Origin of the sequence: Streptomyces sp. NPDC007991, assembly GCF_042958445.1 — a bacterium.
Lineage (GTDB): Bacteria > Actinomycetota > Actinomycetes > Streptomycetales > Streptomycetaceae > Streptomyces.
In genome coordinates, this window is record NZ_JBIBJD010000017.1 from 128,689 (window position 1) to 147,005 (window position 18,317).

Genomic DNA, 18,317 nt, shown 5'->3' on the forward strand with positions numbered 1-18,317 from the left:
CGCTGGCTCTCAGTCCCTCTTCCCTCGGGCGCTGCGCCGAGAGACCGTGCGGCCCACGATCACGGTACGCCTCGACGCCTTGCCTGGCACGTCCTCCTTGCGGCCGCCGAGGGCCCGGCGCACGCCGTAGCCGAAGGCGGCGACCTTGACCAGGGGGCCGCCGAAGGTGGAGGCGACGGTGGTCGACAGCGCGGAGGCGTTCGACGTGACCTCCTGGACGTCGGAGGCGATCGAGTCGACCCGGTCGATCTGGGTCTGCGCGGAGCGCACCGCCGCGGAGGCGTCGGCCAGCAGCGGGACGGCCTGATCCGTCACATCCGCCACGAGCTTGGTGGTCGCCCTGAGCGTCTGGGCCAGCCTCGCCAGCGCGACGGCGAGGAAGGAGACCAGGATCGCCCAGAAGACGGCCACCAGGATTCCGGCAACCTCTCCACCGGACACTGTGTGCACCCGCTCCCTGAAAAACGTGCCTGAACATCGAAAAAGTCGTGCGACGAGCCTATCGCGCCGGGGATGCGGCTCCGTACCGGATTACCGCCCGGGGACGGCGGATTCGCGAAAGCCCGCCGCCTCGCCCGCCCGGTGGGGCGGGGAGACGACGGGCTGGGGTACCGCGTGCCTGCCGTGGATCAGCGGGCGTAGTACTCGACGACGAGCTGCTCGTCGCAGATCACCGGGATCTCCTTGCGGTTCGGCTCGCGGTCCAGGCGGAACGCCAGGGCCTTGAGGTTCACCTGGAGGTAGCGCGGGGTCTCGCCGTCGGGGGCGAAGCCACCCTCACGGGCGATCGTGAAGAGGGTCTTCTCCTTGGAGCGCTCGCGGACCTGCACCACGTCGTCCGGGCGGACACGGAAGGAGGGCTTGTCGACCTTCTTGCCGTTGACCGCGATGTGGCCGTGGACGACCATCTGGCGGGCCTGGTAGATCGTGCGGGCGATGCCCGAACGCAGGACCAGGGCGTCGAGACGGCGCTCCAGCTCGATGATCAGGGCCTCACCGGTCTTGCCCTGGACCTTGGAGGCACGCTCGTAGGCGCGGACGAGCTGGCGCTCGGACACGTCGTACTGCGCGCGCAGGCGCTGCTTCTCGAGCAGACGGACCTTGTAGTCCGAGTTCTGCTTGCGGCCGCGGCCGTGCTCACCGGGCGGGTACGGACGGGCCTCGAAGTACTTGACGGCCTTCGGGGTGAGCGCGATGCCGAGGGCACGCGACTTCTTGACCTTGGGGCGGGACTGGTTCGCCACTGTTTCTCGTTTCCTAGTGTCGGCTTGTCAGGGTTGTGGGAGGTCGCATCCGCAGCCGGGGAAACCCTCCTCGTCCCTGCCGGACGGGGTGGGCAGCCGCTCCCCTGGTCTGGGCACATACGTGCAGCACGCGAGTGGCCCACCGGCCGGTCCCGTCCTGCGACGGGGGGTGGTGGGCTGCCCGCGACACCGTTCGACGGTGCGCGACGCTCCTGGAGCCGGTCTCCCGGGGGGACCGGGCTCCGGCCGACTGTCCCGTTCTGACTGCACGGGACGCGGCACTCCGGACGAGTTTACAGGGTGCTCAGGACCGCTTTCGACCGAGGTTCTTCCGGGTCCACTCGACCGCGTCCGCGTAGCGGGCCTCCGCGCCGTGCCGGGTCGGCTCGTAGTACTCGCGGTCCTTGAGGGCGTCCGGGGCGTACTGCTGGGCGGCGATGCCCTCGGGCAGGTCGTGCGGGTACACGTAGCCCTGGCCGTGGCCGAGTTTGGTGGCGCCCTTGTAGTGGCTGTCGCGCAGATGCGCGGGCACGGGACCGGCCAGTCCCTTGCGTACGTCCTCCAGCGCGGCGCCGATCGCGGTGGTCGCGGCGTTGGACTTGGGGGCCAGGGCCAGGGCGATGGTGGCGTGGCTGAGGGTGAGGGCGGCCTCCGGGAAGCCGATCATGGCGACGGCCTGGGCGGCGGCGACCGCGATGGGCAGCGCGTTCGGATCGGCGAGGCCGATGTCCTCGCTGGCGGAGATCATCAGGCGCCGGGCGATGAAGCGGGGGTCCTCGCCGGCTTCGATCATCCGGGCCAGGTAGTGCAGGGCGGCGTCGACGTCGGAGCCGCGGATGGACTTGATCAGGGCGCTCGCCACGTCGTAGTGCTGGTCGCCGTCGCGGTCGTACTTCACGGCCGCCCGGTCGACCGTCTCCTCCAGGGTGGTCAGGCCGATCTCCGTCTCCCCCTTGTCGAGGGCGGCTCCGGCGGCGGCCTCCAGGGCGGTCAGGGCGCGGCGGGCGTCGCCGCCGGCGATGCGCAGGAGGTGGCTCTCGGTCTCCCCGGGGAGGGCGACGGCGCCCTTGAGGCCGCGCTCGTCGGTCAGGGCCCGCTGGACGAGGCCCTTGATGTCGTCGTCCGTGAGCGGTTCGAGGGTGAGCAGCAGGGAGCGGGACAGCAGGGGCGAGATCACCGAGAAGTACGGGTTCTCCGTCGTCGCCGCGATCAGTGTCACCCAGCGGTTCTCGACGGCCGGGAGCAGGGAGTCCTGCTGGGCCTTGCTGAAGCGGTGGATCTCGTCGAGGAAGAGGACGGTCTCCTTGCCGAAGCCGCCGGAGGCGCGGCGGGCGCCGTCGATGACCGCGCGGACCTCCTTGACGCCCGCGGTGATCGCCGACAGTTCGACGAAGCGGGCGTTGGTGGCCTTGGAGACGACGTACGCCAGGGTGGTCTTGCCGGTGCCGGGCGGACCCCAGAGGATCACCGAGGAGGGGCCGGCCGGGCCGGAGGCGCCCTCGCCGACCAGTCTGCGCAGGGGGGAGCCCGGCTTCAGCAGATGCCGCTGGCCGACGACCTCGTCGAGGGTGCGCGGGCGCATCCGCACCGCCAGGGGGCTGCTGGACGGCTCCTTCTCCTGGCGTTCTTCTGCTGCGGCGGTGAACAGGTCGGGCTCCACGTCAGAAACCCTAAATCACGGCACTGACAATGCCGCCGGGCCCCGGTGCTCCCGGCACGGGCCCTAGCTCAGCCAGAAGTCCCACCAGCGGGTCAGGACCAGCATGCCGATGATGCCGATGTGCAGCACGGGCATGACCCAGGTGAACTCGCCGAAGAAGCTCCTGAGCCAGGCCGGGGCGGGCAGGAAGCCCTTGCGGATGTTGAACGACGTGACGTACCAGAACATGAGGATCGTCGCGACCCAGGCCAGGGAGCACCACAGGCACAGCGCGTTGATCCGGTACAGGGACTGGAACATCAGCCAGGCGCAGAAGACGACACCGAACAGGCAGCCGGCGTTGAAGGTGAGCCAGTACCAGCGCGGGAAGCGGGCGCGGGCGAGCAGGCTCATGCCGACGCCGATGACGATGCCGTAGCAGACGAGGCCGAGCATCGGGTTCGGGAAACCGAAGACGGCGGCCTGCTTGCTCTCCATGACGCTGCCGCAGGAGACGACGGGGTTGAGGCTGCACCCGGGGGTGAAGGTCCTGCCCTCGACCTTGGCTTCGAGGATCTTGAACTTGTCGATCGTGATGACCCACGAGGCGAGCAGCCCGGCCGCGCCGGTGATCACCAGCAGCAGGGCGAGGGCCCGGCTGCCGCCCTCGGTGCGGCGCGCGATCTCGGCGCGCTCCGACTCGGGCTCCATGGAGACGTCCTTGACTGTCGTCTTGCTCATCACGCCGATTCCGTCGCTAGAGGCCTGACCAACTTCGGGCAGTGTCATTCTGCCGCACGCGGGCGTCTGTCCACCGTTCAGTGGACATGAGGATGTCCGCACGGTCGTCCCCGAGGGGTGCGTTCCGGCCGACGCTCGTCGCATGACAGCACACGGGTACGACCTCGCCGTCCAGGTGCGGGGGCTGCGCAAGAGGTACGGGGACGTGACCGCCGTCGACGGCATCGATCTGGCCATCCGCCGGGGCGAGGTGTTCGGCCTGCTCGGGCCCAACGGCGCCGGCAAGAGCACCACGGTGGAGATCCTCCAGGGCAACCGGGACCGGGACGCGGGCGAGGTGTCCGTGCTCGGGTCGGATCCGGCGACCGGCACGCGCGCGTGGCGCTCTCGTGTCGGAATCGTCTGGCAGGACGAATCGGCGCCCGCGGAGTTGACGGTCCGGGAGACGGTGCGGCACTTCGCCGGCTACTACCCCCGGCCGAAGAACCCGGAGGAAGTCATCGGCCTGGTGGGACTCGAGGCGAAGGCGGACAGCCGGATCAAGGCGCTGTCGGGTGGCCAGCGCCGGCGTCTGGACGTGGCGCTCGGCGTGATCGGCGGGCCGGACCTGCTGCTTCTGGACGAGCCGACCACCGGGTTCGATCCGGCGGCCCGGCGGCAGTTCTGGTCGCTGATCCGCGCCCTGGCCGACGACGGCACGACCATCCTGCTGACCACGCACTACCTGGAGGAGGCGGAGGCCCTCGCGCACCGGCTGGCCGTCGCCGCGAAGGGCCGGATCGTCGCCGAGGGCGAGCCCGGGGCGTTGCGGGAGCGGTTCGGCAGCGAGAGCCTCGTCGAGTGGACCGAGCCGGACGGCACCCCGCGCGGAGAGCGCACGTCCACGCCGACCAGGACGATCGCAGGGCTCATGCAGCGCTTCGACGGTGAGATCCCGGGGCTGGCTGTGAGCCGGGCCACGCTGGAGGACGTCTACCTCCGGCTGACCGGACAGCGGCAGGAGGACGCGCGATGACCACGACCGCCGTACGGGAGCGCGGTGCGATCGGCGTCGGGGGGCTGCCCGGCGCCTGGGGCCTGGGGCTGCGGCGGGGCGCCCTGGAGATCAGGCAGTTCTTCCGGCAGCGCGACCAGGTGGTGTTCACGTTCGCCTTCCCGGTCGTCTTCCTGTTCCTGTTCGCGTCGATCTTCCGGGCCGACGTGGCGGGCGCGGGCATCACCGCTTCGCAGCTCTACGTCCCGGCGATGATGGCCGCGGGCATCATGTCGACGAGTTTCCAGGCGCTCGGCATCTCGATCGCCGTGGAGCGGGAGGAGAAGGTGCTGCGCCGGCTGCGGGGTACGCCGATGCCGCCGACGGCGTACTTCCTGGGAAAGATCTGGCTTGTTCTGTTCACCGGTCTGCTGGAGACGGTGACCCTGCTCGTCGTCGGCACGACCGTCTACGACGTGAACCTGCCGTCCGGCACGGGCCGTTGGTTCGACCTGGCGTGGATCTTCGTGCTGGGTATCACGGCCTGTGCCCTGCTCGGCATCGCGATCAGCGCGGTACCGAAGTCCGCGAACAGCGCGAGTTCCGTGGTCGTGCTGCCCTTCCTGGTGCTCCAGTTCATCTCCGGGGTGTACATCGCCATCGGCACCATCCCGGACTGGATGCTGACCGTCGGTGCGTTGTTCCCGCTGAAGTGGATGTGCCAGGGGCTGCGCGGGGTGTTCCTGCCGGAGTCGGCGCAGGTGCTGGAGCAGGCGGGGAGTTGGGAGATGGGGCGCGTGGCCCTGGTGCTCGCGGCATGGTGCGCCGGAGGATTGGTGCTGTGTCTGCTGACGTTCCGCTGGAAGGACCGGCGCACCGGATGAGCGATGCCGCGAGCGCCTACCACTGGGAGCGCTCGTTCCGGCTCTGGGACACGTACTTCGCGCTGATCTGGGTCGCCACGGTGGCCTACGTGCTCGCCGCGGAGCAACTCGGCTGGCAGCTGCGCGCGGTCGCGGCGGCGCTGCTCGTGCCACTCGTCCCGCTGCACATCGTGGCCGGGCGGCGTCTGATCCGGGGCGATCCGCCGGACCAGCGGCAGGCGATCGGTTATCTGGCGGCGGCGCTGGCGCTGTTCCTGCCGTCGGCGGTGCTCGCCGGCGAAACGCGGGTGCTGACCTTCGCGTTGATCCCGCAGTGCTTCATGACGCTGCGGCTGCGGTCGGCGCTGGTGGCGGTGGCCGTGATGAACGTCGTGCCCGTGGCCGGCTGGGCGTTGCTGTGGTGGCCCGGTGCCCGGGAACTGGCGTTCGACGTGCTGTTCTCCGTGGTCACCCTGGTGTTCTCGGTGGCCACCGGCGTCTGGATCATCCGGATCATCGAGCAGAGCCAGGAGCGGGCGGAGTTGATCGCGGAGCTGGACGCGAGCCGGCACGAGATCGGCCGGCTGTCCGAGGCGCACGGGGCGCTGGCCGAGCGGGAGCGACTGGCCCGGGAGATCCACGACACGCTCGCGCAGGGGTTCACCAGTGTGGTGATGCTCATCCAGGCGGTCGAGGCGGAGCTGGAGCACGACCTGCCCGAGGCGCGGCGTCATCTGCGGCTGATGGACGAGACGGCCCGGCAGAACCTCGCCGAGGCCCGGGCGCTGGTCGCCGGGGGCGCGCCGGCCGACCTGGACGGTGCCTGCCTGCCGGACGCGCTGGGCCGGCTCGCCGCGCGCCATGACGCCACGCTGGAGGTGACGGGCCCGGCCCGCATGCTGCCCGCCGGTCCCGAGGTGGTCGCCCTGCGCGCCTGCCAGGAAGCGTTGTCCAACGCCCGGAAGCACGCGGGGAGTTCGGCGGCGGTCCGGGTGTCGCTGGCGTACGCCGACGACATGCTGACCCTGTCCGTGCGGGACGACGGGCCCGGCTTCGACCCGGGTGCCGTGCGGGGTGGGTACGGTTTGGCGGGGCTGCGGGCCCGGGCCGTCGAAGTGGGCGGTTCCGCCGAGGTGCGCAGTGCGCCGGGCGACGGCACGGTGGTGACCGTCCGCCTTCCGGTCGTGAGGAGACAGACGCGGTGATCCGGATCGTCCTGGCCGACGACCATCCCGTCGTACGGGAGGGGCTGCGTGCGATGCTCAGTGCGGAGTCCGATCTGGAGGTCGTCGCCGACGCGTCCAGCGGGCCGCAGGCGGAGGCGCTGGCGGCTGAGTTGCGGCCCGACATCGTGCTGATGGATCTGCGGATGCCGGGGGGCGGGGGCGTGGACTCCATCGTGCGGATGACGCGGGCCGGGCTGCCGTGCCGGGTGGTCGTGCTGACGACGTACGAGACGGACCGGGACATTCTGCGGGCGGTGGAGGCCGGGGCGGCGGGCTATCTGCTGAAGGACCTGCCGCGTGCGGAACTGGCGGACGCCGTGCGGGCGGCGGCGCGCGGCGAGACGGTCCTGGCTCCGTCCGTCGCGGCCCGGCTGGTGGACCAGCTGCGCGCGAAGCCGGAGCGGCCGCGGCTGTCGGAACGCGAGACGGCTGTGCTGCGGCTGGTCGCCGAGGGCTGCACGAACGCGGAGATCGGGCGGCGGATGTTCATCGGGGAGTCGACGGTGAAGACGTATCTGCTGCGCGTCTTCGGCAAGTTGGGCGTGGACGACCGGACGGCGGCCGTCACGAGCGCGCTGCGGCACGGGCTGCTGGACTGAGGGTTCTCGCCCCCGCCGCCCCTACCCGTCCCATCCCCAGGGGCTCCGCCCCTTCGACCCCGCCAGGGGGCGGAGCCCCCCCCGGACCCCCGCGGGGGCTTCGCCCCCTGCACCCCCACCGGGGCTGCCGCCCCGGGCCCCATCGGCCTGAACGGCCTCGTCCTCAAACGCCGGACGGGCTGAGAGGGCGAGGCCGGGCAGGTGGGGGCGGTGGGTCAGCCCAGTCGTGCTTCCAGTTCTGCCACGATCTCGTTCACGCCGACCGCCGTCTGGTCGCCCGACTCCATGTCCTTGAGCTGGACGACGCCCTCGGCGAGGTCGCGTTCGCCGGCGACGATCGTGTAGCGGGCGCCGCTGCGGTTGGCGTTCTTCATCGCGCCCTTGAGGCCCTTGCCGCCGTAGGAGAAGTCGGCCGCGATGCCGTTCTTGCGCAGCTCCGTGACCTTGGCGAAAAGGACCCGGCGGGCCTCCTCCCCGAGCGGGACGGCGAACACGCTGGTGGTGGCGGGGAGTTCGAGCTGGACGCCTTCCGCCTCCAGCGCGAGGACCGTGCGGTCGACGCCGAGGGCCCAGCCGACGGACGGCAGGGCGGGGCCGCCGATCATCTCGGAGAGGCCGTCGTAGCGTCCGCCGCCGCCGACGGCGGACTGGGAGCCGAGGCCGTCGTGGACGAACTCGAACGTCGTGCGCGTGTAGTAGTCCAGGCCGCGCACCAGCTTCGGGTCGTCCTCGAAGGCGACGCCCGCCGCCGTGATCAGCTCGCGCACCTCCTCGTGGTACGCCTTGCAGGCGTCGCAGAGGTAGTCGCGCAGCAGCGGGGCGTCCCCCAGCTGCTTCTGCACCGACTCGCGCTTGTCGTCCAGGACGCGCAGCGGGTTGATCTCCGCCCGGCGCAGGGTGTCCTCGTCCAGGTCCAGGCCGCGCAGGAAGTCCTGCAGCGCCGTCCGGTACACCGGGCGGCACTCCTTGTCGCCCAGGCTGTTGAGCAGGATCCGGAAGTTGCTCAGGCCCAGCGAGCGGTACGCCTGGTCGGCCAGGATGATCAGCTCGGCGTCCAGCGCCGGGTCCTCAGCGCCGATCGCCTCGGCGCCGACCTGGGAGAAGTGGCGGTAGCGGCCCTTCTGGGGGCGCTCGTAGCGGTAGTACGAGCCGGAGTACCAGAGCTTGACGGGGAGGTTGCCCGCCTTGTGCAGGTTGGCCTCCAGCGCGGCCCGCAGGACGGAGGCCGTGCCTTCGGGGCGCAGGGCCAGCCTGTCGCCGCCCTTCGTCTCGAAGGCGTACATCTCCTTCGTCACGATGTCCGTCGACTCGCCGACACCGCGCGCGAAGAGTTCGACGTTCTCGAAGCCCGGCGTCTCGATGTAGCCGTAGCCGGAGTTGCGCAGCGGCGCGGCGATCGCCTCGCGGACCGCCAGGAACGTCGCGGAGTCCGGCGGGATCAGGTCGTAGGTGCCCTTGGGGGCCTTGAAGGTGCTCACGGAAGGTCTCGTCACATTCCTCGTCGGGGAGCCGGGGATGCTCCCTGGCCGGCCGCCACCTGCCGCAGATACGGGTTGGTGGCGCGCTCCTGGCCGATGGTGGTCTGGGGGCCGTGGCCGGACAGCACCACGGTCGAGTCGTCGAGCGGCAGGCACACGCGGGCCAGCGAATCGAGCATCTCGGCCATGTCACCGCCGGGCAGGTCGGTGCGTCCGATGGAGCCGGCGAACAGCAGGTCGCCCGAGAACAGGATCGGCGGGATGTCCGCCGCCTCGGGCATGCCGAAGGTCACCGACCCCTTGGTATGGCCGGGCGCGTGCGCGACGGACAGCTCCAGGCCCGCCAGCTCCAGCTTCGCCCCGTCGGCCAGCTCCTTGACGTCATCGGGCTCCCCCACGGTCAGCTCGCCCAGGAGCGGCATCCCGATGGAACGGCCGATTCCCTTCTCGGGGTCGTTCATCATGTACCGGTCGTCGGGGTGGATCCAGGCCGGCACGTCGTGCGCGCCGCACACCGGGACGACCGACGCCACGTGGTCGATGTGGCCGTGCGTGAGGACGACGGCGACGGGCTTGAGCCGATGCTTTCGGAGCGTTTCCCCGACGCCGTCGGCGGCCTGATGGCCGGGGTCGATGATCACGCACTCCTCACCGGCGGCGGGGGCGACGAGGTAGCAGTTCGTCCCCCAGGCCCCGGCGGGGAACCCGGCAATGAGCACGATCGTCCTTCGTTGTGTCGATACGGGCGGCTGCGGCTGCTGTCAGAGCCTACCGGCGCTGCCGATTTCTCAGCGAACCCATATACGGTACGGGGCACACGCAGGCGGTCGGCGCACAGGCCCCACGCGTACCGGTCGACGTATCAGACGCATGAGGAGAGAACCCGGTGGTCAGCCAGGAACAGCGGCGGCGTCAGCTCGCCCGTGAGAAGTACTTGCGGCAGCAGCAGCGGCGCACTGATGCGCGACGCAAGGCCCGTATCCGCAACTCCGTGATCGCCTCGGTCCTGGGCGTGGTCGTGGTGCTGTCCGTGTCGGTCTACCTGACCAAGCCGTTCGAGGACGACGGCAAGACGGAGAAGGCGAACGCGGAGGCCAGCCCGAGCGCCTCGCCCAGCAAGGCCCCGGACCCGTGCGAGAAGCCGGCCCCGGGCAAGGTCAAGTCGGAGACCTGGAAGAAGGAACCGGCGATGACCATCGACAAGTCGGCGAAGTACACGATGAAGCTGGACACGACCTGCGGCGAGATGGACATCGCGCTGAAGGCTTCGGCGGCGCCGCACACCGTCAACTCGTTCAACTTCCTTCTCGGCAAGGGCTACCTGGACCACAGCAAGTGCCACCGGCTCACCAACCAGGGCATCTACGTCCTGCAGTGCGGCGACCCGCAGGGCACCGGCATGGGCGGCCCCGGCTACACCATCCCGGACGAGAATCTGAAGGACAAGAGCCTCAAGGGCGGGGTGTATCCGGCGGGCACGGTCGCGATGGCGAACCAGTACAACGCCCAGACGAAGCAGGGCCGCAACAGCGGCGGCAGCCAGTTCTTCCTCGTCTACCAGGACAGTGAGCTGCCGCCCGACTACACACCGTTCGGAACGGTGTCCGAGGCGGGCATGAAGGTCCTCAAGAAAATCGCCGCCGCCGGAGCGCAGGCCCCCGACCCCCAGACGGGCAACACCGCGCCCAACGCGACGGTCGTGATCAACAAGGCCACGGTCGCGAAATCCTGACCCTCAACTGCGTAATTTCGGTCGCGCGGGATGCGGACAGGCCCCCCGCCGGTCGCCTATGTTGGCCGTGACGAAACTGTGGACGATGCCCGGGGGTGCTCAGGCCCCTCGCAGGCATCATGTGGAGGAGGCGCTGTGAGCAGCGACCCGTGGGGCCGCGTCGACGAGACGGGGACCGTGTACGTGCGTACGGCCGACGGCGAGCAGGTCGTCGGTTCCTGGCAGGCGGGCTCCCCTGAAGAGGCGCTGGCCTATTTCGAGCGCAAGTACGAGGGCCTGGTTGTCGAGATCGGCCTCCTCGAGAAGCGAGTGAAGACCACCGACCTGTCCGCGAAGGACGCCCAGGCGGCCATCGACCACATCCGGGAGCAGGTCGACGCGCACCACGCGGTGGGCGACCTGGAGGCCCTGCGGGTCCGGCTGGACAAGCTCACCGAGCTGGTGGAGGCGCGCCGCGAGGAGCGCAAGGCGCAGCGGGCGAAGCAGTCCGACGAGGCGCGCAAGGCCAAGGAGGCGCTGGTCGCCGAGGCGGAGGAGCTGTCGCAGTCCGACCAGTGGCGGGCGGCAGGTGAGCGGCTGCGGGCCCTGGTGGACACCTGGAAGGGCCTGCCGCGGCTGGACCGCAAGTCCGACGACGAGCTGTGGCACCGGTTCTCGCACGCGCGGTCGGCGTTCTCCAAGCGGCGCAAGCAGCACTTCGCGCAGCTGGACGCCCAGCGCGAGGAGGCGCGGCGGACCAAGGAGCGGCTGGTCGCCGAGGCCGAGGCGCTGTCGAACTCGACGGACTGGGGCGCGACGGCGGCGCGCTACCGCGAGCTGATGGCCGAGTGGAAGGCCGCCGGCCGGGCCCAGCGCGAGCACGAGGACGACCTGTGGAACCGCTTCCGCGGCGCCCAGGACGTCTTCTTCGCCGCGCGCAGCTCGGTGTTCGCCGAGCGGGACGCCGAGCAGGCGGAGAACCTGAAGCTCAAGGAGGAGCTGGCCGAGGAGGCCGAGAAGCTCCTGCCGATCACGGACCTGAAGGCGGCCCGGGCCGCGTTCCGTGCGATCAACGAGCGGTGGGAGGCCATCGGGCATGTGCCGCGTGACGCCCGGCCCAAGGTCGAGAGCCGGATGCACGCGGTCGAGCGGGCCCTCCAGGATGCCGAGGAGACCGAGTGGCGCCGGACGAACCCGGAGGCACGCGCGCGTGCCGAGGGGCTGACCGGCCAGCTCCAGGCCGCCGTGGACAAGCTGAGGGGCCAGATCGAGCAGGCCCGGGCGCAGGGCAACAACGCCCGGGCCGACAAGCTGGAGCGTGAGCTCGAGGGCCGTCAGGCGCTGCTGGACCAGGCACTGAAGGGTCTGCAGGAGTTCGGCGGCTGATCAGCCGACAGGAAAGGGGCCCCGTACCCGCCGTACGGGGCCCCTTTCGCGTGGTCGCTTTGCGCGTGGTCCCTTTGCGCTTGGTCGCTTTGCGCTTGGTCGCTTTGCGCTTGGTCGCCGCGAGCCGTTACGACCTGCTGCGCGCCGACGTCACCCGGTACACGTCGTAGACGCCCTCCACGCCCCGGACCGCCTTCAGCACATGGCCGAGATGCTTCGGGTCGCCCATCTCGAAGGTGAAGCGGGAGGTGGCGACGCGGTCGCGGGAGGTCTGGACGGCCGCGGAGAGGATGTTGACGTGCTGGTCGGACAGGACGCGGGTGACGTCCGAGAGGAGCCGGGAGCGGTCCAGGGCCTCGACCTGGATGGCGACCAGGAAGACGGAGGACTGGGTGGGCGCCCACTCGACGTCGAGGATGCGCTCGGGCTCGCGGGACAGCGAGTCGACGTTGACGCAGTCGGTGCGGTGAACCGATACGCCGCTGCCGCGCGTGACGAAGCCCATGATGGGGTCGCCGGGGACGGGCGTACAGCAGCGCGCCAGCTTGACCCACACGTCCTCGACGCCCTTGACGACGACGCCCGGGTCGGCGCTGGAGCGGCGCTTGCGGCTGCGTCCGCGGGCCGGCGGGATCGACTCGTCGATCTCCTCGGTGGCGGCCTCCTCGCCGCCGAGTGCCTGGACGAGTTTCTGCACGATGTTCTGCGCGGAGACATGGCCCTCGCCGATCGCCGCGTACAGCGCGGAGATGTCGGCGTAGCGCATCTCGTGGGCGAGGGTCACCAGGGAGTCGCCGGTCAGGATGCGCTGGATCGGCAGGTTCTGCTTGCGCATGGCGCGGACGATGGCGTCCTTGCCCTGCTCGATCGCCTCGTCGCGGCGCTCCTTGGAGAACCAGGCGCGGATCTTGTTGCGGGCGCGCGGTGACTTGACGAAGCCGAGCCAGTCGCGGGAGGGGCCGGCGCCGGGTGCCTTGGAGGTGAAGACCTCGACGAGGTCACCGTTGTCGAGGGTGGATTCCAGCGGGACCAGCCGGCCGTTGACCCGGGCGCCTATGGTGCGGTGGCCGACCTCGGTGTGGACCGCGTAGGCGAAGTCCACCGGAGTGGCACCCGCGGGGAGCGCTATGACGTCGCCCTTGGGGGTGAAGACGAAGACCTCGTTGCGGGAGAGGTCGAAGCGCAGCGACTCCAGGAACTCGCCGGGGTCCTCGGTCTCCTTCTGCCAGTCCAGCAGCTGCCGCAGCCACGCCATGTCGTTGATGGCGTCCTTGTCCTTGCCGGACGACTTGGGCGCGTCCGTGCGCACCTTGGAGGCGCCGGCGACGGCTTCCTGCTTGTACTTCCAGTGCGCGGCGATGCCGTACTCGGCGCGGCGGTGCATGTCGAACGTGCGGATCTGGAGTTCGACGGGCTTGCCGCCGGGGCCGATGACCGTGGTGTGCAGCGACTGGTACATGTTGAACTTGGGCATCGCGATGTAGTCCTTGAACCGGCCGGGGACCGGGTTCCATCGCGCGTGCACCGTGCCGAGGGCCGCGTAGCAGTCGCGGACGGTGTCCACCAGGACGCGGATGCCCACCAGGTCGTAGATCTCCGCGAAGTCCCGGCCGCGGACGATCATCTTCTGGTAGACGCTGTAGTAGTGCTTCGGGCGGCCGGTGACGGTCGCCTTGATGCGGGCCGCTCGCAGGTCCTGCTGGACCTCGTCGGTGACGATGGCGAGGTACTCGTCGCGCTTCGGGGCGCGCTCGGCGACCAGGCGGACGATCTCGTCGTACATCTTGGGGTAGAGGATCGCGAAGGCGAGGTCCTCCAGCTCCCACTTGATGGTGTTCATGCCCAGGCGGTGGGCGAGCGGCGCGTAGATCTCCAGGGTCTCGCGCGCCTTCTTCTCCTGCTTCTCGCGCTTGAGGTAGCGCATGGTGCGCATGTTGTGCAGGCGGTCGGCGAGCTTGATGACCAGGACGCGCGGGTCCTTGGCCATGGCGACGACCATCTTGCGCACGGTCTCGGCCTGCGCGGCCTCGCCGAACTTGACCTTGTCCAGCTTGGTGACGCCGTCGACGAGCAGGGTGACGACGTCACCGAAGTCACGGCGCAGGTCGTCCAGGCCGTACTCGGTGTCCTCGACCGTGTCGTGCAGCAGGCCCGCCATCAGGGTGGCCGGATCCATGCCCAGCTCGGCGAGGATGGTCGTCACCGCGAGGGGGTGCGTGATGTACGGGTCGCCGCTCTTGCGCTTCTGGCCGCGGTGCCAGCGCTCGGCGACCTGGTAGGCGCGCTCGATCTGGCGGAGCGTCGACGTCTCGATCTTCGGGTCGTTGCTGCGCACTATCCGCAGCAACGGCTCCAGCACCGGGTTGTACGGGTTCGCGCGCTGGACTCCGAGGCGGGCCAGTCGGGCGCGGACCCGGTTGGAGGAGCCGGTACGGGCGGGCTGACCGGAGGCCTGCCGCACGGGCGGGGCGGGCTTGGGGCGCGCCTGCTCGGCGGGCTTGTCGACCGGCGCCGACTGGGCGTGCTCGACCGGCCCGCGGGTGTCGTTCTTCGCGTGGGGCGCGTTCGGCGCGGGCTTGGCCGCGGCTGCCGAGGCGGACTCGGGCTTGGCGGCGGTCAGGTGCTGGGCCTCGTCTGGCAAGAGGGCTCCTCGTGCGCGATCCGGGTCCCCCGGTCAGGCTCCGGAGACCCCATGGTAGCCATCCTGGGCCCCAGGATCGCCTTCAGGCCAATGTGAGGACCGTCTACCCCTGAAACACGGGAGGCGGGCGCCGGATTCCTCCGGGCCCGCCTCCGCGGTGTCGCGCCGGTGTACGGCGGCTCTGCGGTGGGGTTCCTAGACCGTGAGCAGCGCCTCCAGCGGGGCGCCGTTCAGAGCCGGTGCCAGGCGGGCGCGGCCGCTGAGGAAACCGAGCTCCATGAGGACCGCGAGGCCCGCGACCCCGGCGCCGGCCCGGCGGATGAGCTGGACCGAGGCCTCGGCGGTGCCGCCGGTGGCGAGGACGTCGTCGACGATCAGGACGCGGTCGCCGGCGGTCAGGTCCTCGGCGTGCACCTCGATCTCCGCCGAGCCGTACTCCAGGTCGTAGGCCTGGCCGAGGGTGGCTCCGGGGAGCTTGCCCGCCTTGCGTACGGGGATGAAGCCGAGGCCGGCGCGGACGGCGACCGGGGCGCCGAGGATGAAGCCCCGGGCCTCCAGGCCGACGACCTTGGTGGCACCGGTGCGCTCGGCGATCTCGGCGAGGGCGTCGGTGAGCGCGGTGAATGCCGCCGGGTCCGCCAGGAGCGGGGTGATGTCCTTGAACATCACGCCCGGCTCCGGGTAGTCCGCCACGTCCCTGATGCGGCTGAGCAGCAACTCCCTGATGTCGGTCATCGGCGCTTCCCCGAGGGACGGCCACGGCCCCGGGTGCGGGACGCGGGCTGGTTGCGGGGGCCGACGACCGCGGGTGCGGAGTCCTCGGGCCCGTCGGACGACTCGTCGGCGCCCTGGGGCTCGGTCCCGGCCTGGGCGCCGGACTGGGCCCGCTTGGCGAGGACGCGCTTCCTGAGGGCCTTCATCTGCGGCTCGCGCTCCTTGAGGTCGGCGACGAGCGGCGTGGCGATGAAGATCGAGGAGTACGCACCGGCGGCGAGGCCGACGAACAGCGACAGCGAGATGTCGTTCAGCATGCCGGCGCCGAGGACACCGCCGCCGATGAACAGCAGGCCCGCGACCGGCAGCAGCGCGACCACCGTGGTGTTGATGGAGCGGACCAGGGTGCTGTTGATCGAGCGGTTGGCGATGTCGCTGTAGGTCCAGCGGGTCTGCTTGGTGATGTCCTTGGTCTGTTCCTTGAGGCTGTCGAAGACCACGACCGTGTCGTAGAGCGAGTAGCCGAGGATGGTCAGCAGACCGATCACCGTGCCCGGGGTGACCTCGAAGCCGACCAGGGCGTAGATGCCGACCGTGATGGTGATGTCGTGGATCAGGGCGACGAACGCGGCCAGCGCCATGCGCCACTCGAAGGCGATCGCCAGGTAGATCACCACGAGGACCATGAAGATTCCCAGGCCCTGCCAGGCCTTGTTCGCGATCTGCTCGCCCCAGCTCGGGCCGACCAGTTCGGCGTTGATCTGCTCCGAGTCGATCTTGAGGTCGTCGGCAAGCGCGCTCTTGATCTTGTTGGCCGCGCCGGTGTCGATGCCGGCGACCTGGATCCGCAGGCTGCCGTCGCCGAGCTTCTGGACGATCGCGTCGTGACCGGAGGCCTCTTCCGCGTACCTCTCCGCCTGGGACACCGAGGCGCTGGTGTTCTTCGGGGTGTTGAAGACGGCGCCACCCTGGAACTCGATGCCCATGTTCAGGCCCCGGACCGTCAGGCCGACGATGGCCGTGATGGTGATCAGGATGGACAGCCCGTACCAGATCTTGCGGTTCTTGACGAAGTCGTAGCCGACCTCGCCACGGTGCAGCCGGGCGCCGAGGGTGCCGAGTTTCGACATCTCAGGCCTCCTTGGGGTCGACGGGGGCGGCGGGACGGCGGGTGCGGCGCAGCGGTGGCTGCGCACCCAAGCTCTTCGGGTCGAGGCCGGACCACTTGTGGCCGTTCGCGAAGAACGGGCGGCGGGCCATCAGCGTCAGCAGCGGCTTGGTGAACAGGAACACGACCACCACGTCGAGCAGGGTGGTCAGGCCGAGCGTGAACGCGAAGCCCTGGACCTTGCCGACGGTGACGATGAAGAGCACCGCGGCGGCGAGGAACGACACGAAGTCGGAAACCAGAATGGTGCGCCGGGCACGCGGCCAGGCCCGCTCGACGGCGGGGCGCAGCGAGCGGCCCTCCCGGATCTCGTCGCGGACGCGTTCGAAGAAGACGATGAACGAGTCCGCGGTGATGCCGATCGCGACGATCGCACCACACACGGCCGGCAGGTTCAGCGCGAAGCCGATGGTCGGGCCGAGCAGGGCCATGAGCGTGTAGGTGAGCGCGGCGGACACCAGCAGCGAGAGGATCGCGATGAACGACAGGCCGCGGTAATAGGCCAGCAGGTAGATGACGACCAGCGCGAGACCGATCGCGCCCGCGATGAGGCCGGCCTGCAGTTGATCACCGCCCAGCGCGGCGGTCACGGTCGTCATGCTGTCCACCTTGAAGGTCAGCGGCAGCGCACCGTACGTCAGCATGTTGGCGAGTTCCTGGGCGGACTGCTGGTTGAAGTTGCCGGAGATCTCCGCGTTGCCGCCGGTCAGCGCCTGCCGCACGTACGGGTCGGAGACCACGTCGCCGTCGAGGACGATCGCGAACTGGTTCTGCGGCGACTGGTTCTTGGCCAGCTTGCCGGTGATGTCCGCGAACTTCTTGCCGCCCGCGTCGGTGAAGTCCATGGTGACCGTCCAGCCCGCACCGCTCTGGGTGTTCAGGACGGCCTTGGCCTTGTCGACGTCGGTGCCGTCGACCTCGGCGGGGCCGAGGACGTACTTCTGCCACTGCCCCTGCGAGTTCTTGCCGCAGGCCAGGGTGGGCTGGGAGGCCTTGACGCCGTCGCCCACGGCGGAGCGGGTCTTGGCGTTGGTGCAGTCGAGCTTGGCGTACTCCTCCTGGAGCTTGCTCGCGTCGGCGGCGGCGCCGCCGGACGCGGACGGGGAGGGGCTGGCCTTCGCCTTGTCGGAGGCGCTCGCCGACGGCGTCGCGTCGGCCTTCAGCGCGTCCGTGATCGCGCGGCCCTGCGTGGTGGGCGAGGCGGACGGGGAGGCGGAACCCTTGTCCGTGGCCTCGGGCTTGTCGGTGGCCTTGCCGGACGGCTTGTCCGACGGGCTTCCCGTGGGGCTCGGCGAGGGGGTGGCCGCGCCGGCGCCGCCGGAGACCTCCGTGGCGATGACCGGGCGGAAGTAGAGCTTGGCGGTGGTGCCGACCTGCTTGCGGGCCTGCTCGGAGTTCGTGCCCTTGGGGATGTTGACGACGATGTTGTCCCGGCCCTGCGTCTGGACCTCGGCCTCGGAGACGCCCAGACCATTGACACGGCGCTCCATGATGGAGACGGCGGTGTCCATGTTGGTCTTGTTGATCGCCGCTTCGTTGCCTGCCTCGGGGACCGCGCGGAGCGTGATGCTGGTGCCGCCGGCCAGGTCGATGCCGAGACGCGGGGTGGTGTGCCCCGAGGCGAACATCCCACCGGTGAGCGCCGCGATGGCGATCAGGATCAGGGCCAGCGAGCGCCCCGGCTTGCTCTGGGCGCTCGCGCTCCGGCCCTTTTTGGGTGTGGCCACCTTCTCGTACTCCCTCTCGGGCCGCCGCGCTCCGGATCGGCGGACGGGCGGCCATGACATGGTGTCGGGATTCCGTGCGAGCCGGTCGTGGGCCCGGGGGGGGGGGGGGGGGGGCCGCCCCCCCCCCCCCCCCCCCCAAAACCCCCCCCCCCCCCCCCCCGGGGGTGAGGGGGGAATGAACACGAAGCCCACCGCCCCGCGGCGGGG

16 protein-coding genes are annotated in these 18,317 nt (G+C 70.5%); 6 read left to right on the top strand and 10 right to left on the bottom strand.

Features of this window, described 5'->3' with window-relative positions:
- Positions 1 to 9: 9 nt before the first annotated feature.
- From ACFZDA_RS36730 to ACFZDA_RS36745, 4 genes are all read right to left on the bottom strand, one after another.
- The gene (locus ACFZDA_RS36730) at positions 10 to 450 is read right to left on the bottom strand and encodes a DUF948 domain-containing protein (RefSeq protein ID WP_040904142.1); all 441 of its coding nucleotides are present in this window, start codon (positions 448 to 450) and stop codon (positions 10 to 12) included.
- A gap of 179 nt (positions 451 to 629) precedes the next feature.
- Positions 630 to 1,244 carry a 30S ribosomal protein S4 gene (gene rpsD, locus ACFZDA_RS36735; RefSeq protein ID WP_010046470.1) on the bottom strand — a complete coding sequence of 205 codons (615 nt, stop codon included), beginning with the start codon at positions 1,242 to 1,244 and terminating at the stop codon, positions 630 to 632.
- A gap of 304 nt (positions 1,245 to 1,548) precedes the next feature.
- Positions 1,549 to 2,904: an AAA family ATPase gene (locus ACFZDA_RS36740; protein ID WP_391090032.1), complete on the bottom strand. Its 1,356-nt coding sequence runs from the start codon at positions 2,902 to 2,904 to the stop codon at positions 1,549 to 1,551.
- 63 nt (positions 2,905 to 2,967) lie between these two features.
- Positions 2,968 to 3,624, bottom strand: a complete 657-nt coding sequence (locus ACFZDA_RS36745; protein WP_391090034.1) for a vitamin K epoxide reductase family protein — start codon at positions 3,622 to 3,624, stop codon at positions 2,968 to 2,970.
- A gap of 142 nt (positions 3,625 to 3,766) precedes the next feature.
- Here ACFZDA_RS36745 and ACFZDA_RS36750 point away from each other — a divergent pair, with 142 nt between their 5' ends.
- From ACFZDA_RS36750 to ACFZDA_RS36765, 4 genes are read left to right on the top strand one after another with little or no spacing between them, the layout of a single operon-like run.
- A complete protein-coding gene (locus ACFZDA_RS36750) occupies positions 3,767 to 4,639 on the top strand; it encodes an ATP-binding cassette domain-containing protein (RefSeq protein ID WP_391090036.1) in 873 nt (290 codons plus the stop codon).
- On the top strand, positions 4,636 to 5,481 hold the full coding sequence (locus tag ACFZDA_RS36755; protein ID WP_391090038.1) for an ABC transporter permease: 846 nt from the start codon (positions 4,636 to 4,638) through the stop codon (positions 5,479 to 5,481). Before ACFZDA_RS36750 ends, ACFZDA_RS36755 begins: the two co-directional genes overlap by 4 nt.
- Positions 5,478 to 6,665, top strand: a complete 1,188-nt coding sequence (locus ACFZDA_RS36760; protein WP_391090040.1) for an ATP-binding protein — start codon at positions 5,478 to 5,480, stop codon at positions 6,663 to 6,665. Before ACFZDA_RS36755 ends, ACFZDA_RS36760 begins: the two co-directional genes overlap by 4 nt.
- A complete protein-coding gene (locus ACFZDA_RS36765; RefSeq protein ID WP_391090041.1) occupies positions 6,662 to 7,285 on the top strand; it encodes a response regulator in 624 nt (207 codons plus the stop codon). The genes ACFZDA_RS36760 and ACFZDA_RS36765 overlap by 4 nt, the downstream gene beginning before the upstream one ends.
- 215 nt (positions 7,286 to 7,500) lie before the next feature.
- On the opposite strand, the gene hisS is transcribed toward ACFZDA_RS36765, so the two are convergent.
- Positions 7,501 to 8,763 carry a histidine--tRNA ligase gene (gene hisS, locus ACFZDA_RS36770; RefSeq protein WP_391090043.1) on the bottom strand — a complete coding sequence of 421 codons (1,263 nt, stop codon included), beginning with the start codon at positions 8,761 to 8,763 and terminating at the stop codon, positions 7,501 to 7,503.
- A gap of 11 nt (positions 8,764 to 8,774) precedes the next feature.
- A complete protein-coding gene (locus tag ACFZDA_RS36775) occupies positions 8,775 to 9,482 on the bottom strand; it encodes an MBL fold metallo-hydrolase (protein WP_391090045.1) in 708 nt (235 codons plus the stop codon).
- A gap of 167 nt (positions 9,483 to 9,649) precedes the next feature.
- Between ACFZDA_RS36775 and ACFZDA_RS36780 the strand changes: the two genes are divergently transcribed.
- Together ACFZDA_RS36780 and ACFZDA_RS36785 are read left to right on the top strand one after the other, a co-directional pair.
- Positions 9,650 to 10,495, top strand: a complete 846-nt coding sequence (locus ACFZDA_RS36780) for a peptidylprolyl isomerase (RefSeq protein WP_391090046.1) — start codon at positions 9,650 to 9,652, stop codon at positions 10,493 to 10,495.
- Positions 10,496 to 10,630: 135 nt separating this feature from the next.
- Complete coding sequence (locus tag ACFZDA_RS36785) at positions 10,631 to 11,860, top strand: DUF349 domain-containing protein (RefSeq protein ID WP_391090048.1); 1,230 nt, start codon at positions 10,631 to 10,633, stop codon at positions 11,858 to 11,860.
- Positions 11,861 to 11,987: 127 nt separating this feature from the next.
- On the opposite strand, the gene relA is transcribed toward ACFZDA_RS36785, so the two are convergent.
- The 4 genes from relA to secD form a co-directional block, all read right to left on the bottom strand.
- Entirely contained in the window at positions 11,988 to 14,501 is a 2,514-nt protein-coding gene (relA, locus tag ACFZDA_RS36790; protein WP_086565617.1) for a GTP pyrophosphokinase, read from the bottom strand.
- 195 nt (positions 14,502 to 14,696) lie between these two features.
- A complete protein-coding gene (locus tag ACFZDA_RS36795) occupies positions 14,697 to 15,236 on the bottom strand; it encodes an adenine phosphoribosyltransferase (protein ID WP_391090050.1) in 540 nt (179 codons plus the stop codon).
- On the bottom strand, positions 15,233 to 16,345 hold the full coding sequence (gene secF / locus ACFZDA_RS36800) for a protein translocase subunit SecF (protein ID WP_391090052.1): 1,113 nt from the start codon (positions 16,343 to 16,345) through the stop codon (positions 15,233 to 15,235). The genes ACFZDA_RS36795 and secF overlap by 4 nt, the downstream gene beginning before the upstream one ends.
- Before the next feature lies 1 nt (position 16,346).
- On the bottom strand, positions 16,347 to 18,110 hold the full coding sequence (gene secD, locus ACFZDA_RS36805; RefSeq protein WP_391090054.1) for a protein translocase subunit SecD: 1,764 nt from the start codon (positions 18,108 to 18,110) through the stop codon (positions 16,347 to 16,349).
- Positions 18,111 to 18,317: the final 207 nt, after the last annotated feature.